At 65.4% G+C, this 14,197-nt stretch carries 16 protein-coding genes; 11 read left to right on the forward strand and 5 right to left on the reverse strand.

The window, feature by feature from the left end; all coding sequences use genetic code 11:
• The first annotated feature begins 6 nt into the window (after positions 1–6).
• Genes BM194_RS14175 through moaA form a run of 6 tightly spaced genes read left to right on the forward strand, consistent with a single transcriptional unit; the run spans position 7 to position 4,794 of the window.
• Positions 7–822, forward strand: a complete 816-nt coding sequence (locus BM194_RS14175) for a peptidylprolyl isomerase (protein ID WP_092847935.1) — start codon at positions 7–9, stop codon at positions 820–822.
• 16 nt (positions 823–838) lie between these two features.
• Positions 839–1,432, forward strand: coding sequence for a molybdenum cofactor biosynthesis protein B (moaB, locus tag BM194_RS14180; RefSeq protein ID WP_092847938.1), 594 nt, complete (start codon positions 839–841; stop codon positions 1,430–1,432).
• Entirely contained in the window at positions 1,429–2,682 is a 1,254-nt protein-coding gene (locus BM194_RS14185) for a molybdopterin molybdotransferase MoeA (RefSeq protein WP_092847940.1), read from the forward strand. Before moaB ends, BM194_RS14185 begins: the two co-directional genes overlap by 4 nt.
• Positions 2,648–3,370 (forward strand): Crp/Fnr family transcriptional regulator, encoded by a 723-nt coding sequence (locus BM194_RS14190; protein ID WP_092847942.1) that lies wholly within the window; start codon positions 2,648–2,650, stop codon positions 3,368–3,370. Before BM194_RS14185 ends, BM194_RS14190 begins: the two co-directional genes overlap by 35 nt.
• A gap of 33 nt (positions 3,371–3,403) precedes the next feature.
• Positions 3,404–3,808: a putative zinc-binding protein gene (locus tag BM194_RS14195; RefSeq protein ID WP_092847944.1), complete on the forward strand. Its 405-nt coding sequence runs from the start codon at positions 3,404–3,406 to the stop codon at positions 3,806–3,808.
• Positions 3,805–4,794 carry a GTP 3',8-cyclase MoaA gene (gene moaA / locus BM194_RS14200; protein ID WP_092847947.1) on the forward strand — a complete coding sequence of 330 codons (990 nt, stop codon included), beginning with the start codon at positions 3,805–3,807 and terminating at the stop codon, positions 4,792–4,794. Before BM194_RS14195 ends, moaA begins: the two co-directional genes overlap by 4 nt.
• A gap of 12 nt (positions 4,795–4,806) precedes the next feature.
• On the opposite strand, the gene BM194_RS14205 is transcribed toward moaA, so the two are convergent.
• Positions 4,807–5,799, reverse strand: coding sequence for a zinc ABC transporter substrate-binding protein (locus tag BM194_RS14205; RefSeq protein WP_244890977.1), 993 nt, complete (start codon positions 5,797–5,799; stop codon positions 4,807–4,809).
• A 125-nt stretch (positions 5,800–5,924) separates the two neighbouring features.
• Here BM194_RS14205 and BM194_RS14210 point away from each other — a divergent pair, with 125 nt between their 5' ends.
• On the forward strand, positions 5,925–6,647 hold the full coding sequence (locus BM194_RS14210; protein WP_092847953.1) for a metal ABC transporter ATP-binding protein: 723 nt from the start codon (positions 5,925–5,927) through the stop codon (positions 6,645–6,647).
• Positions 6,644–7,474: a metal ABC transporter permease gene (locus BM194_RS14215; protein ID WP_177223418.1), complete on the forward strand. Its 831-nt coding sequence runs from the start codon at positions 6,644–6,646 to the stop codon at positions 7,472–7,474. Before BM194_RS14210 ends, BM194_RS14215 begins: the two co-directional genes overlap by 4 nt.
• On the opposite strand, the gene folE2 is transcribed toward BM194_RS14215, so the two are convergent.
• The 3 genes from folE2 to BM194_RS21140 are packed head-to-tail and all read right to left on the reverse strand — an operon-like array spanning position 7,475 to position 9,832.
• Positions 7,475–8,371 (reverse strand): GTP cyclohydrolase FolE2, encoded by an 897-nt coding sequence (gene folE2, locus BM194_RS14220; protein WP_092847955.1) that lies wholly within the window; start codon positions 8,369–8,371, stop codon positions 7,475–7,477.
• A gap of 13 nt (positions 8,372–8,384) precedes the next feature.
• The gene (zigA, locus tag BM194_RS14225) at positions 8,385–9,617 is read right to left on the reverse strand and encodes a zinc metallochaperone GTPase ZigA (RefSeq protein ID WP_092847957.1); all 1,233 of its coding nucleotides are present in this window, start codon (positions 9,615–9,617) and stop codon (positions 8,385–8,387) included.
• The gene (locus tag BM194_RS21140) at positions 9,617–9,832 is read right to left on the reverse strand and encodes a hypothetical protein (protein ID WP_092847960.1); all 216 of its coding nucleotides are present in this window, start codon (positions 9,830–9,832) and stop codon (positions 9,617–9,619) included. The genes zigA and BM194_RS21140 overlap by 1 nt, the downstream gene beginning before the upstream one ends.
• A gap of 137 nt (positions 9,833–9,969) precedes the next feature.
• Between BM194_RS21140 and BM194_RS14235 the strand changes: the two genes are divergently transcribed.
• The 3 genes from BM194_RS14235 to BM194_RS14245 all read left to right on the forward strand — a co-directional run bounded on the left by BM194_RS14235 (position 9,970) and on the right by BM194_RS14245 (position 12,936).
• Positions 9,970–10,635, forward strand: a complete 666-nt coding sequence (locus tag BM194_RS14235) for a DUF1826 domain-containing protein (protein WP_092847965.1) — start codon at positions 9,970–9,972, stop codon at positions 10,633–10,635.
• A 79-nt stretch (positions 10,636–10,714) separates the two neighbouring features.
• A complete protein-coding gene (locus BM194_RS14240; protein WP_092847968.1) occupies positions 10,715–12,469 on the forward strand; it encodes a methyl-accepting chemotaxis protein in 1,755 nt (584 codons plus the stop codon).
• Between the two features lie 74 nt (positions 12,470–12,543).
• On the forward strand, positions 12,544–12,936 hold the full coding sequence (locus tag BM194_RS14245) for an MAPEG family protein (protein ID WP_092847971.1): 393 nt from the start codon (positions 12,544–12,546) through the stop codon (positions 12,934–12,936).
• Between the two features lie 73 nt (positions 12,937–13,009).
• Here BM194_RS14245 and lhgO read toward each other — a convergent pair.
• On the reverse strand, positions 13,010–14,197 hold a 1,188-nt coding region (gene lhgO, locus BM194_RS14250; protein WP_092847976.1), incomplete at its 5' end, for an L-2-hydroxyglutarate oxidase.

Below are 14,197 nucleotides of genomic sequence, written 5' to 3' on the forward strand. Positions count from 1 at the left end.
AATGAGATGCAACTGATTCCGCTCGAAACCCTGCCCGCCAACGCACAGGCCATGGCGATCCCGCCGGTGTGGGTCGGCGACGTGAACATCCCCGCCGAGGATATCGCCCGGGAGATGCAGTACCACCAGGCCGACTCCGTGGAAGACGCCCAGCTTCAGGCTGCACGCGCCCTGGTCGTGCGCGAGCTGCTGCGCCAGCGCTGCGACGAGCTGGGCTGGGAGGTCGAGGACAGCGAGGAGGCGGCCCTGGCCGCCCTGCTGGACACGGAGCTTGACGTGCCGGAGCCCGCCGAGGCCGACTGCCGGCGCTATTTCGAGGCCAACGCCGAGCGCTTCAGCGAGCCGGTACGCCTGTCGGTCCGTCATATCCTGCTGGCGGCTGCGCCGGACGACGCCGACGCCCGCGACCGCCAGTACCGCCTGGGCCAGGATCTCGTCGCTGAACTTCAAACCGTGCCTGAGCGCTTCACCGAGTTCGCCCAGCGCCACTCCGCCTGCCCCTCCAAGGACGACGGTGGCGAGCTGGGCTGGCTGACACCGGGACAGACCGTGGCCGAACTGGACCGCGCCCTGCAGCGCTTGCCGGAAGGACTCCACGACCGGCCGCTGGCCTCGCGCTACGGCTGGCACGTGGTCAGCGTCGACCGTCGCGATGGTGGACGTGCCGTGTCCTACATCGAGGCTGCCGAGCGTGTGCGCCACACCCTGCGCGAGCAGGCCACACGCCGCGCCCTGCGTCACTACCTGCTGGCGCTGGAAGCGCGCCTGGGCGTCAGCGGTGTGGCGCTGGATGACGAAAGCGCCGGCGCACTGATGCAGTAACTACGAGGAGAATTCCATGGCCCACGTACACGCCGATGCCCCGTTCGTGCCGCTCAACATTGCGGTGCTGACGGTCTCCGACACCCGCGGTTTCGATCAGGACGGCAGTGGCGACCTGCTCTGCGCGCGCCTCATCGAGGCCGGCCACTGGTTGAGCGACCGGCGCATCGTGCCGGACGACATCTACCGTATCCGCGCGGTGGTTTCCGAGTGGATCGCCCGCGACGGCATCCATGCCGTGCTGGTCAATGGCGGCACCGGCTTCACCCCGCGCGACACCACGCCGGAGGCGCTCGCGCCGTTGTTCGACAAGGCCATCGAGGGGTTCGGCGAGCTCTTCCGGCAAATCTCGCTGGCCGACATCGGTGCCTCGACGATCCAGTCACGGGCCGTCGGCGGCGTTGCCAACCGCACCCTGGTGTTCGCCCTGCCGGGCTCGCCCAAGGCCTGCGCCACGGCCTGGGATGGCATCCTTGCCTCGCAGCTCGACGCCCGTACCCGGCCCTGCAACTTCGTGGCCATGGTGCGCCCCGATGCCTCGCCCTGCGCCAGTCGCCAGTCCGTGGTGTCGCCAGTGACTGAAACGCTCACCGCGGAGAAGCCGGCATGAGTTGCGTCAGTTGCGCCACCCTCACGCCCGGCCTGCTCGATCTCGACGAGGCCCGCCAGCGTCTGCTGGCCGCCGCTCGCCCCTTGGCGGCAAGCGAGACCTGCCCGCTCGACGCCGCGCTGGGCCGCATCCTGGCCGCACCGGTCCATGCCCGCCTGGCCATGCCCGGTGCCGACAACAGCGCCATGGACGGTTACGCCCTGCGCCTTGTCGATCTCGACACGCACCCCGACGGGTTGCCGGTCATCCAGCGGATTCCGGCGGGCTGCGCGCCGGCGCCGCTCGCCGAGGGCAGTTGCGCGCGTATCTTCACCGGCGCGCCGATTCCTCCCGGTGCCGACTGCGTGATTCCCCAGGAACGCTGCCGGCTCGACGCACGAGGCCGCATGCATGTGCACGGTGAGGCTCTACTTGGTGCCAATATTCGCCGACGCGGCGAGGAGTATGGCGAAGGGGCTGCGCTGCTGCCGGCCGGCCAGCGCCTCGACGCCCCCGCCCTGGCGCTGCTGGCCAGCCAAGGCATTGTCGAGGTCGAGGTCACCGCCCGCCTCAGGGTGGCGCTGATCTCCACCGGCGACGAGCTGGTCGAGCCGGGCACGCCGCTGGCCCCGGGCCAGCTCTACAACAGCAACCGCGTCATGCTGCGCGCCCTGCTCCAGCCGCAAAACTGCGAGATTGTCGACCTTGGCACCATCGCGGACACCGCCAGCGCTCTGCGCGAAGCACTGAGCCAGGCACGCGATTGCGCCGATGTGGTGATCTGTACCGGTGGCGTCTCGGCCGGAGAGGAGGATCACGTGCGCCCGGTACTCGCCGAACTCGGCGAGCTGCACTTCCATGGCGTGGCGATGAAACCCGGCAAGCCGTTCGCCTTCGGTCATCTGCACCGTGCCGGTGGTGACGTGCCGTTGCTCGGCCTGCCCGGCAACCCGGTCGCCTCGCTGGTGACCTGGCAGGTACTGGGGCAGGCCTTCGTGCAGGCCTGCCAGGGCCGCCGCCCACGACCGTTGCAGCAGCTCCCGGTCAAGGCCGGCTTCAGCCGCCGCGCCCCGCAGGGTCGTTGCGAACTGCTTCGCGTGGTTCTCGACCGCCACGAACACGAGCCGGTGGCCCGACTGGCTGGCGGCCAGGGGTCGGCCATGCTCGGTGCGGCCTGCCAGGCGGACGGCTACCTGATGGTGCCCGGCGACATGCCGATACTGGAGGGCAACGCCTATGCGTTCCTGCCCGTTGCACAATTCGCCGTCTGATGCCGTCGCCAAGCGTCGTTATCTGCGCGACCTAGTACGCAATGTGCCGTGGCTGGCCCAGTTGCCGGAGGACGACCTGGAGTCTCTGCTGCAGGGTGCCAGGGTACATGTCGCCGAGGGCCGCGAGTGGCTGTTCCGACAGCAGACCCCGGCACACTGGATCTACATCGTGGTCAGTGGTGCCGTGCGCCTGCTGCGTGCCACCGACGACGGTCGCCTGGCGACGATTCGCTGCGTGGAACGCGGCGGCACATTGGGCGAGCTGAGCCTGATCTCGCAGCAATCCACCTACCTGTATTCCGCCGAGGCGCTGCGCCGCACCCATGTCCTGGCGATCAGCTCCAGCCGCTGCCAGGACAGCCTGGCCCACGAACACTGTCGTGGCGCTTTCCTGTCGCGCCTGACCCAGGAGTTGACCGAGCGCCTGGAAGACATGGCCCTGCTGACCCAGGCCGATGCCCGCGCACGCCTGGTCAGCTTCCTGCTGCGCCAGCTTCCGCTCGGCGCCTCGCTGCCGCACGCCATTCGACTGAGCGTGCCCAAGTGCTGGCTGGCGGCACAACTGGCCATGACGCCCGAAACACTTTCCCGGCTGCTGAGCCGCCTGAGCCGGGCCGGGGCGATTCTCGTCGAACGCCACCAGCTGGTGGTGCTCGATCGCAGCAAGCTGCGCGCGCTGAACGACTAGCCCGACGTCATACATTTTCGCAAGGAGACGCTTATGCCCGCTTCACGCCAATCCCGCCCGCTGGTGTATTCCTGCTCGGGCTGCTCGGACGTGGCCCAGTTGGCCAACGAGGTCGCGGTGCGCCTGGACCATGCCGGGCGTGCCGAGATGTCGTGCATCGCCGGCGTGGGCGGCGGCGTGCCCGGCCTGGTACGCACCGCACGTTCCGGCCGGCCAGTTGTCGCCATCGACGGCTGCCAGATGCATTGCGTCCAGCACTGCCTCGACAATGCGGGTGTCGACATGACCGAGCACGTCAGGCTCTACGAGATGGGCTATCGCAAGCGGCGCGGCCAGCGCTACAGCGAGGACGCCATCACCCAGGTCTGCGACGACGTGGGCCGGCTCATTGCTCGCCTGCCCCTGCAGGCCGAAGCATTCAGCGAAGGTGACGCATGAACACGCTCGTGGATGGCTTCGGCCGCCGTATCCGCTACCTGCGCCTCTCCGTGACCGACCGCTGCGATTTCCGCTGCGTGTACTGCATGAGCGAGGACATGACCTTCCTGCCCCGCGCCCAGATACTGACGCTGGAGGAAATCACCGCGCTGTCGCGCGCCTTCGTCGAACTGGGGGTGGAGAAGATCCGCCTGACTGGTGGCGAACCGCTGGTCCGCCATGGCATCGCCGACCTGGTCGAATCGATTGGCGCGCTGCCGGGCTTGCGTGATTTCGCCATGACTACCAACGGCAGCGGGCTGGTCAGGCATGCCGACGCCCTGCGGCGCGGCGGGCTCAGCCGGCTCAACGTCAGTCTCGATACCCTGGACCCGGCGCGCTTCCGGTCGCTGACCCGTACCGGCGATCTCGGCCGGGTGATCGACGGCATCCGCGCCGCACGCGAGGCCGGCTTCACGCGCATCAAGCTCAACGCGGTGATCCTCAAGGGTCGTAACGACGACGAGGTACCCGCGTTGGTCGAGTTCGCCCGCCGCGAGCGGCTCGACATCAGCTTCATCGAGGAGATGCCGCTGGGCCAGGTCACCGAACATGACCGCGCCGCCACCTTCTGTTCCAGCGACGACGTGCGCGCGCTCATCGAACGCCACCATGCCCTGCTGCCTTCCACCGAGAGCACCCTGGGGCCGTCGCGCTACTACCGCATGGCCGACAGCGACACACGCATCGGCTTCATTTCCCCGCACAGCCACAACTTCTGCAGCACCTGCAACCGGGTCCGCGTCACCGCCGAGGGCCGCCTGCTGCTGTGCCTGGGCAACGAGCACTCCCTGGACCTGCGCAGCGTGATGCGTCGTCACCCCGGTGACGGCGAACGGCTCAAGGCGGCCATCGTCGATGCCATGCGCCTCAAGCCCGAGCGCCATCACTTCACCACCGACGGCGACGTGCAGGTGGTGCGCTTCATGAACATGACGGGAGGCTAGCGCACTCCTCTGTCAGGAGCCGCAACGCGTCACGGCATCGGCCAGATGATGGAGCAAATCGGGGTAGAGCTGCTCGCCAAGCGACAGTTCCGTACCCAATGGATCGACCACGATGGAAGTATTGACGCCGCTATCACCGAAGACGCTTTCCACTAGCGCCGGGTTGTACTGGGGCTCACTGAAGACGCAATCGATGTCGAGTTCGCCAGCCAGGTTACGTAACTCGTCGATGCGTGCCGGGCTGGGTTTCGAGGCATCACCCAAGGAGATCGCACCGGCTGCCGAGATGCCGAACCGGTTCTCGAAATACTGATAGGCATCATGGAAGACGATGAAACGAGCCTCCCGGGCATCGGCGAGCTGCGCCTGCAATTCGTCGGTCAACGCCGCGAGATCGGCCTTGCCAAGGCGAGCGTTTTCCCGGTACGTCACCGCGTTGTCCGGATCAAGTTTCGCCAGCGAGTCGGCAATGGCGTCGAGCCAGACCTGGGCATTCACCGGATCGAGCCAGCCATGGGGATTCGTGCCCTCGTGCGAGTGGCCATGGTCGTGGTCGTGGTCGTGGTCGTGGTCGTGGTCGTGGTCGTGGTCGTGGTCGTGGTCGTGGTCGTGGTCGTGGTCGTGGTCACCATGATCATGCGGCTCGAAGGTCGCTCCCTGCCGATACTCGAGTTTGCGCGTAACCGGCACGTCCATCAGTTCCACGCTGACAGCATCGTCGGCCAACGTCTCTATCGACTCCGCCAGCCAAGGCGTCAAGCCCGCGCCGACCCAGAACACCACATCGGCGCGATCGAGTGCGCTTGCCTCCGAGGGGCGCATGGAATAGCCATGCGGCGATGCACCGGGCTGAATGACCAGATCAGGCGAACCCAACTCCCCCATCACACGCTTGACCAGAGAGTGAACAGGCGGGATATCCACCGCCACGGATGGCACGTCGGCGGCAGCGACAGCGGGTAGCAATGCAAGAGACATCAGATAATGGCGGGTACGTAGAGGCACGAGGATTCTCCTGGGTCAGGCTATTCAATTGACAAGGGAAAGCTACGTTATAACATAACAATTCAATGAGGGCATTGCCCCCCGATCATTGGCGATCCTCTTTCGCTGACTATGCCGGACATCCCATGACACTATTGACGATTGAACACCTGGATGTGGCCCTTGGCGGCCAACGCATACTGGAGGAGGTTCACCTCACTCTCGAACGGGGTGAAATCGTCACCATCGTCGGCCCCAACGGCTCGGGAAAAACGACCCTGCTGAGAAGCATCATCGGCTCGTTGCCTCCGTCGCGGGGCAGCATTTCCAAGGCACCGGGACTCACCATCGGTTACGTCCCCCAGCGTCTCCACCTCGATGCCACGTTGCCGATGACGGTGTCACGACTGATGGGATTGCCGCGACGGCACTCGGCACGGGAGATCGAGCAGGCCCTGGCGCGCGCGGGGGTTACCGAGCACGCCAACCGCCAGGTCAGCGACCTGTCAGGCGGCCAGTTTCAGCGCGTTCTGCTGGCCCGCGCCCTGCTGGAATCACCCGGCCTGCTGATTCTCGATGAGGCGACCCAGGGACTCGACCACCGCGGCACGGCCGACTTCTATCGCCAGCTCGAACAAGTGCGCCAGGAGCTGGGCTGCGGCGTGTTGATGGTCAGCCACGAACTGCACGTGGTGATGCGAACCTCGGACCGGGTCATCTGCCTGAATCGCTCGATCTGCTGCGCGGGAACGCCCGAGCGGGTTGCCGCATCACCGGAATACCGGGCCATGTTCGGTCACGATAGCCAGGATGCCCTGGCACTGTACCGCCACCACCACGCCCCGACTCCGTTGGAGCTTTCCTCATGATTCTCGACGATTTCCTGGTGCGCGCCGCCCTGGCCGGTGTCGGCGTAGCACTCGCCGCCGCCCCGCTCGGCTGCTTCGTCGTGTGGCGGCGCATGGCATTCTTCGGCGATGCCACCGCACATGCGGCAATTCTTGGCGTGGCGCTCTCCCTGGTGCTTTCCACGTCGATCTTTGCGGGCGTACTGGTGGTATCGCTGCTCATGGCCCTGATCGTGTCACTACTGAACGGCAAGGGTTACGCCATGGATACGCTGCTGGGCGTCATGGCACATTCGGCGCTGGCTTTCGGCCTGGTCGCGGTGTCCTTCGTCTCCGGCATACGCATCGACCTGATGGCCTACCTGTTCGGCGACATTCTCGCCGTCGGCAAGGTCGACCTGGCTATCATCTGGGGCGGTGCCGCCCTAGTCGTGGCCTTGATGGGATGGCGCTGGTCGCGCCTGCTGACCTCCACGCTAAACACTGACCTGGCCCACGCCAGCGGTATCGATCCCCGGCGCGAGCAGCTTATCCTGACCCTGTCGCTCGCCGTGGTTGTCGCTGTTGCCCTGAAGGTCGTCGGCGTCCTGCTGATTGCCGCCCTGCTACTCATTCCCGCCGCGGCGGCACGCCCGTTCAGCCGTACCCCAGAGGCCATGGCGCTGCTCGCGGCAGCGATCGGTACCGCCTCCACCCTCGGCGGGCTGCAGGCGGCCTATTGGTTCGATACCCCGACCGGCCCCACCATCGTGAGCCTGGCCGCCACCCTGTTCGCCCTGTCCAGTCTCGCCGCCCACCTGCGCCTCAAGGCGTCACGTGCGCTTGCCTCGGCCGGTGGGCGGCACTGATCAAGCGTTCGTCCAGTTCCATTCACTGCGTGCCACCGCGTCATGGGCATGCAGGCTTTCGGCATGCACCACGCGCAGCTGAAAGCCATCGACGCTCGCCTGCCTCCGCAGGGTGCGGTGCAGGCGGCGTGCCGCATCCTCGCAGAACATCAGATTCTGGCCGTTGGCCAGGGTGAATGCCTGCTCATCGATGCGCTTGACGGCTGTCTGCAGGGCGGTACCGAGCGAGCGTTCGACATCGTCGATCAGCGCCTCGATTGGCAGCTTCTCGATGCCATCGGCCAGACGCAGCGACAGGTGAGCCTGGCTGCGCTGACTGTGCGGCGTGGCGAGGATGCCCTGTTCACTGCCCAGCCATGCCCTGACCGCTTCGCGGGATATCGGCATGTCGGTGAAATCTTCATCGAAGGCTTGCTGGATCAACTGGCGCGCCAGGGCCGCCGAACAGGGGCAGGTCGAGGAGTAGCCGACCGTCAGGTCGAGCATGGCCTGCAGGCCGCGCCCATCCCGCCGACAACGCAACGTGAAAGGATAGGCCTTCCAGCCTGCCAAGGGGCTGATCAGTGCCGGACGCTTGATGAGCACCTCGCCGCGCAGGTCGAGGAAGGCGGTATCGGACAGTGCCGCATGGCTGTCCAGATAGTTTTCCAGCACCGCGGCCACACGCGGCAACGTCAGTTCCTGATTCTCCAGTTCGGCCAGCGCCAGGTAGAGGCGCGACATATGAATGCCGCGCGTCAGGGGATCATCCAGCGAGACACCGGCCGAGACTTGGCCGTTGACGGGTTGACCGCCCACCTGGAAAGGCAGCGCAATGGCTTCCATGCCGACCCAGGCCAGCGTGCCGTCGACAACGGATGCCCCCTGGGCCACATCGATCAATTCGTGCTGTGTCATCGGTTCGTCCTCCTCAATCCCAGGCGGGGAACGGGTCGGGAAGGGAACGCCAGTGTTCGTGGCCGGCCTGCATGTCCTCATCGCTCAACAGGCACGCATCTAGCCCCTGACGTATCCGGGTCTCGTCCAGGTCCTGGCCGATGAACACGAGTTCCTGACGCATGTCGCCGAAGGGCTCCTGCCAGTAGCGCATGATGGCGGCCCGATATTCCGGGTCCTTGGGCCAGCGCGACTCGGGCACGGCCTTCCAGAACATGCCCGCGAAGCCGTAGCGGGCGATGCCGCCGGCCTGGCTCCACTGCCCGGCGAACTGGGGCCGGCTGGCCAGCCAGAAGAAGCCCTTGGAGCGCAGCAGCTTGCCGCCGAACCAGTCGCCGTGCAGCAAGTCGTAGAATTTCTGGGGATGGAAAGGACGCCGGGCGTGATAGGCGAAACTGGAAATTCCGTACTCCTCGGTTTCCGGCACATGCTCACCGCGAAGTTCTTTCAGCCAGCCCGGCGCCTGCTGGGCTCGTTCGAAGCTGAACCTCCCCGTATCCAGCACCTTGTCCAACGATACTTGGCCTTGGGCCATGGGTATCAGCTCGGCATCGGGGTTGAGCGAACGCAGCACTGCCGTCAGCTCATTCAGGTGTTGCGCATCGATCAGGTCGATCTTGCTGATCAGCAGCACGTCGCAGAATTCCACCTGATCGACCAGCAGGTCGGCGACATTGCGCTCGTCGCCCTCACCCAGGCTTTCGCCTGCCTCGGCCAAGGACTGCGCGTCATGGTACTGGGCCAGGAAATTGGCCCCATCGACCACCGTGACCAGCGTATCCAGCCGGGCCACCTGAGAAAGGCTCTGTCCGTCCTCGTCGGTAAAAGTGAAAGTTTCGGCCACCGGCAGGGGCTCGGAAATGCCCGTGGACTCGATCACCAGGTGATCGAAGCGCCCTTCCCGGGCCAGCTGGCGTACCTCGACGAGCAAGTCCTCTCGCAGCGTGCAGCAGATGCAGCCATTACTCATCTCGACGAGGCGCTCCTCGGCACGGTTGAGTGCCACATCGCCGCCGGATGCATCGCCATCCCCGGCCATGCCGCGCACCAGCGACGCATCGATGTTGATTTCGCTCATGTCGTTGACGATTACCGCGACACGGCGTCCTTCCCGGTTGGCCAGGATATGATTCAGCAAGGTGGTCTTGCCGGCACCGAGGAAACCGGACAGCACCGTTACCGGTAGCGGTTCTGGCAGCGACTCCATCAAGATTCTCCTCTCAGCTTTCGATAGTGGTGTTCCCGCTGCTCCTGGCGTTCCTTGGCTTCCAGGCACAACGTTGCCGTGGGTCGAAGCAACAGATAACTTGCGATGCGGGTCTTTCCGGTAAGCAGCCGGCAGCGAAAGAAAGCCAGCTGCTCCTCGTTCATGTAAGCGTCATCGGACATCGCCAGCAGGCGTGCCTCTTCGGCAGGCTCCATCTCGTCGTCCTCAACATCTCGAAGCGAACCATTGCCTTGGCGGCCAGGGTTGTCGGTTGGCGTTGGCGCTATTCTTGAGCCAAAGAAGATATGTTATATCATAACAAAAAAGCAATTGCCGAGGAGCTGATATGCCAATGCCTGCGCTTTCCCATAGCTTGAATGACGATAACGGTCGACACGGTGCCCCCCATTGGGCTGTGGGGGACGAGGTCGAGGTGTTACCGCGCATATTCGACGATGCTATCAATATCGCCGTGATGCGCCGTACGTTGGACACGTCACTGGTAGCAGACATCGAAGCCCAATGTGCCACACAGCGCGCCTGGCAATTGGCCTGGCTGGGTCATCCCGACAACGGGCTACGCGAGGATCTGCTTCGTCAGCTACCCGCGCCAGATGCAGCAGCGGCGCTAGCCGAGGATATCCTGCTCCTGGCCCAGGCCGTGTGCGATCTCTTTGACACCTCCATGGTCGGGGTGCGCCTGCGCCTGCTGGATGCCGCCATGTGCCCACGCTTTCACTGCGACAATCTCCCCGTACGGCTGATAACCACCTACTACGGTCCAGGGAGCGAGTGGCTTCCCGAAACGGCAGTCAATCGTGCCGGCCTGGGCGCTCCAAACGCGGAGAAGCCCGAACCTGTTATCGACCCCGACGCTATCCAGCGGCTGACAGCGGGTGACATTGGCCTACTCAAGGGAAGCGGCTGGATAGGTAACGAGCATCGGGGGCTTGTCCATCGAAGTCCTGTACTGCAGAAGGGTCAAAAGCGACTGCTCCTGACGATGGACCCCGGCTAAGGTCGAACTCCATCATGCCGTCATCACGCCGATAACCACGTACAGGGAGCTTATACACACGACAACGGAGATCCGCTTGATGGCCATAACAAACCACAAGAGACGCCGCGGCTTTTCACTCAGTTTGCAGGGCAAGGTCTTGCTGCTGGTGCTGACCCCGCTGCTGCTGGTGACCGCCGCGCTGATCGGGGTGGTCGCCTATGACCTGGTCCAGGCCTCGCGTAGCGCACTGGCCGAACAGCGGGCCATGCTGATCGAGTCGCGCAAGGCCGCCGTGCAGAACGTGATCGAAACGGCGAAATCCGCCATTGCGCCGATCGTCGCCGAGTCCGGTCCCGACGATGCAGAGGCCCAGGCACGCGCCAAGGAGATCCTGAGCAGCCTGCGCTTCGATGGCAACAACTACGTCTTCGTCTACGGCTACGACGGTACCACTCTGGTCCAGCCGATGAAGCCGGAAAGCCTCGGCAAGAATGCCCTCGGCACCCAGGACAAGCACGGCAACCTGCTGATCCGCGACATGATCGAACTCGCCAGGCAGGACGGCGGCCATTATCAGTATGCCTGGCCGCACCCGGCCAGCGGTGAGGTCGAGACCAAGTACTCTTATGCCGCGGGCATCGACAAGTGGGACTGGATGCTCGGTGCCGGTACCTACATGACCGAGATCGACGAGGCCATGGCCGTCGTCGAAACTGCCCAGGCCGCCGAACTGCGCAAGGTCATGACCGCTACCGTGCTGATCGGGGCCGTGCTGTTCATCGGCGCGGCACTCGTCGCCTTCTGGCTGACCCGCCGCACCATCCAGCCGATCCGCCGCACGGCCAGCGCCATGCAGGACATTGCCGAGGGCAAGGGCGACCTGACCCGCCGCCTCGTCGTCGAGAGCCGCGATGAGGTGGGCGAACTGGCGATCCAGTTCAATGCCTTCGTGGCACGCATGCAGGATACCCTGCGCGAGGTACGCGTCAGCACGCTCCAGGTGTCGCGGGCCGCGAACGACATCGCCCGCAGTAGCGAGGAACTGGCGACGCGCACCGACCAGGCCGCTGCCAACCTGCAGGAAACCTCGGCCTCGATGGAGGAAATCACCTCTACCGTCGCCCATAGCGCCGATTCGGCCCAGCAGGCCAATCAGCTGGTCCAGGCGACCTCCGACGTGGCGCGCCAGGGCCAGGCATCGATGGATCAGGTCGAGCGCACCATGAACGATATCGATGCCTCGGCGGCGAAGATCAGCGAGATCATCACCATGATCGATTCGATCGCCTTTCAGACCAACATCCTGGCGCTCAATGCCTCAGTGGAGGCCGCCCGGGCCGGTGAACACGGCCGCGGCTTCGCCGTGGTCGCCCAGGAAGTGCGCACCCTGGCCAGTCGCTCGGGCGATGCCTCGCGCGAGATTCGCGAGCTGATCGACACCTCCACCGGCCATACCCGGTCGGGCGCCGAACTGGTACGCAGCACCAGTCAGACCATGCAGGAAATCGTCGCCAGCGTGGCGCGGGTCACCGACGTGATCGTAGAGATCAGCGCCGGCGCCCGGGAGCAGAGCAGCGGCATCGGCCAGGTCAACACCGCCGTCGCCGAGATGGACACCATGACCCAGCAGAACGCGGCCATGGTCCAGCGGACCTCGTCTTCCGCCGGCACCATGCGCGAGCACACCCAGCGCCTGAGTCAGCTGATCAACGCCTTCGTGCTCGGCGACGATGCGAGAGGTGCCGATACCGCCCTGCCATCCTCGTCGTCGAGCGCGAGGCAGGCACCGGCACGTATCGCGAAAACCCACGCCCCCGTGCCCAGCGGCGACGATGACTGGGAGGCATTCTGAGCATGGCGCCGTCGGCCACGGGCAACATCAAGGCCTGCTAAGGTAAAGGCTCCGTCACCACAGGAGCCTTTACCATGACCGCGGAACTGACCTTGCTCGCCTGGACGCTGGTACTGGCCATCGTCCAGATCCTGCTGCCCGCGATGTGGCGCAACCGGGAAACCGGCATCGATTACAACACCGGGCCGCGCGACGAGCCCGGCCCACCGATGGGCAAGATCACCGCGCGGCTGTTCCGGGCCCAGCGCAACCTGTTCGAGACCCTGCCGCTGTTCATCGGCGCGATCCTGATCGCTCATGTCGGTGGCCAGACCGGTGCGTTGACGCTATGGGGCGCCTGGCTCTACTTCCTGGCTCGTGTCGTCTACGTGCCGCTTTATGCGCTGGGCATCCCGTGGATCCGCTCTATGGTATGGGTGGTGGCCCTGCTTGGGCTGGGCCTGGTATTGCTGGCGATCCTGTTCTGAACGTCTCAAGCGCCCTGCAACGTGCAACGCAGCAGGGCACTTCCCGAAAGGCATCGATACGGGCCGGTTTCTCTTAGCCTTCGACCTGCGCCCTGACCTGCGCGACGATATGCGCACCGATGGGAATCGCCGAGGTCGCCGCCGGTGACGGCGCGTTGCACACGTTGACCGTGCGCTGGGTGTTCACGAACAGGAAGTCGTCGACCAGCTTGCCGGCGTTGGAGACCGCCTGGGCACGCACCCCCGCCGGATAGGGCTCGAGATCGTCCAGCGTCAGGCTCGGACAGTACTTGCGCACCTCTTCCAGGTAGCCTTTCTTGTACAGCGAGTTCTTCAGCTCGATCAGCCCCGGGCGCAGGTTGCTCTTGAGCACCTTGCGGATCCCCGGATGGCGAAGCATGGCCAGGCTATCCGCCAAGGAAATATCGCTCTTCTGGTAACCCTCGCGCTTCCAGGCCAGCACCGCATTGGGGCCGACCGTGACGCTGCCGTCGATCATGCGCGTCAGATGCACACCCAGAAACGGCATCGACGGGTCGGGAATCGGGTAGATCAGGTGGTTGACGATGCGGTCGTGCCGAGCCGGCAGCCGGTAGTACTCGCCGCGGAACGGGCAGATGGTGAAGTCCGGCTCGATGCCCAGCATGCGCACCACGCGATCAGCCATCAACCCCGAGCAGGACACCAGGTGGCGGGCAGTGAACTCGCCCCGGCCGGTGGTCACCACGACCTCGCCGCTGCGTTCCTGCAGGCCGGTGACCGGCGTGGCGTAGCGGATCTCGCCGCCGGCGTCCTCGAACTCGCGGCCCATGGCGGCAGCGACCTCGGCGTAGCTGACGATGCCGCTGGAGGGCACGAAGATGCCGCCCACGCCGGTGATGTTGGGCTCGCGCTCGCGCAGCTCCCCTGCCGTGAGCCAGGTGCGCTCCAGGCCGTTAGCCTCGGTGCGCTCCCACAGCGCCTGCATGCGCTGCAGTTCGAGGTCGTTGGTGGCGACCAGCAGCTTGCCGCACGTGTCGTAGGCGATGCCGTGCTCGTCGCAGAAGGCCTTGGTGGCGCGGTTGCCTTCCAGGCAGAAGCGCGCCTTGAGGCTGCCCGGGGTGTAATAGACGCCGGCGTGGATCACGCCGCTGTTGTGGCCGGTCTGGTGGCGGGCCGGGCCGTCTTCCTTCTCGACCAGCAGCATCTTCCTGTCGGGGTAGGCCCGGATGAGCTGCATGGCGGTGGACAGGCCCAGGATGCCGCCGCCGATGATGATGAA

The sequence above is a fragment of the Modicisalibacter xianhensis genome (genome assembly GCF_900113605.1).
Classification (GTDB): domain Bacteria; phylum Pseudomonadota; class Gammaproteobacteria; order Pseudomonadales; family Halomonadaceae; genus Modicisalibacter; species Modicisalibacter xianhensis.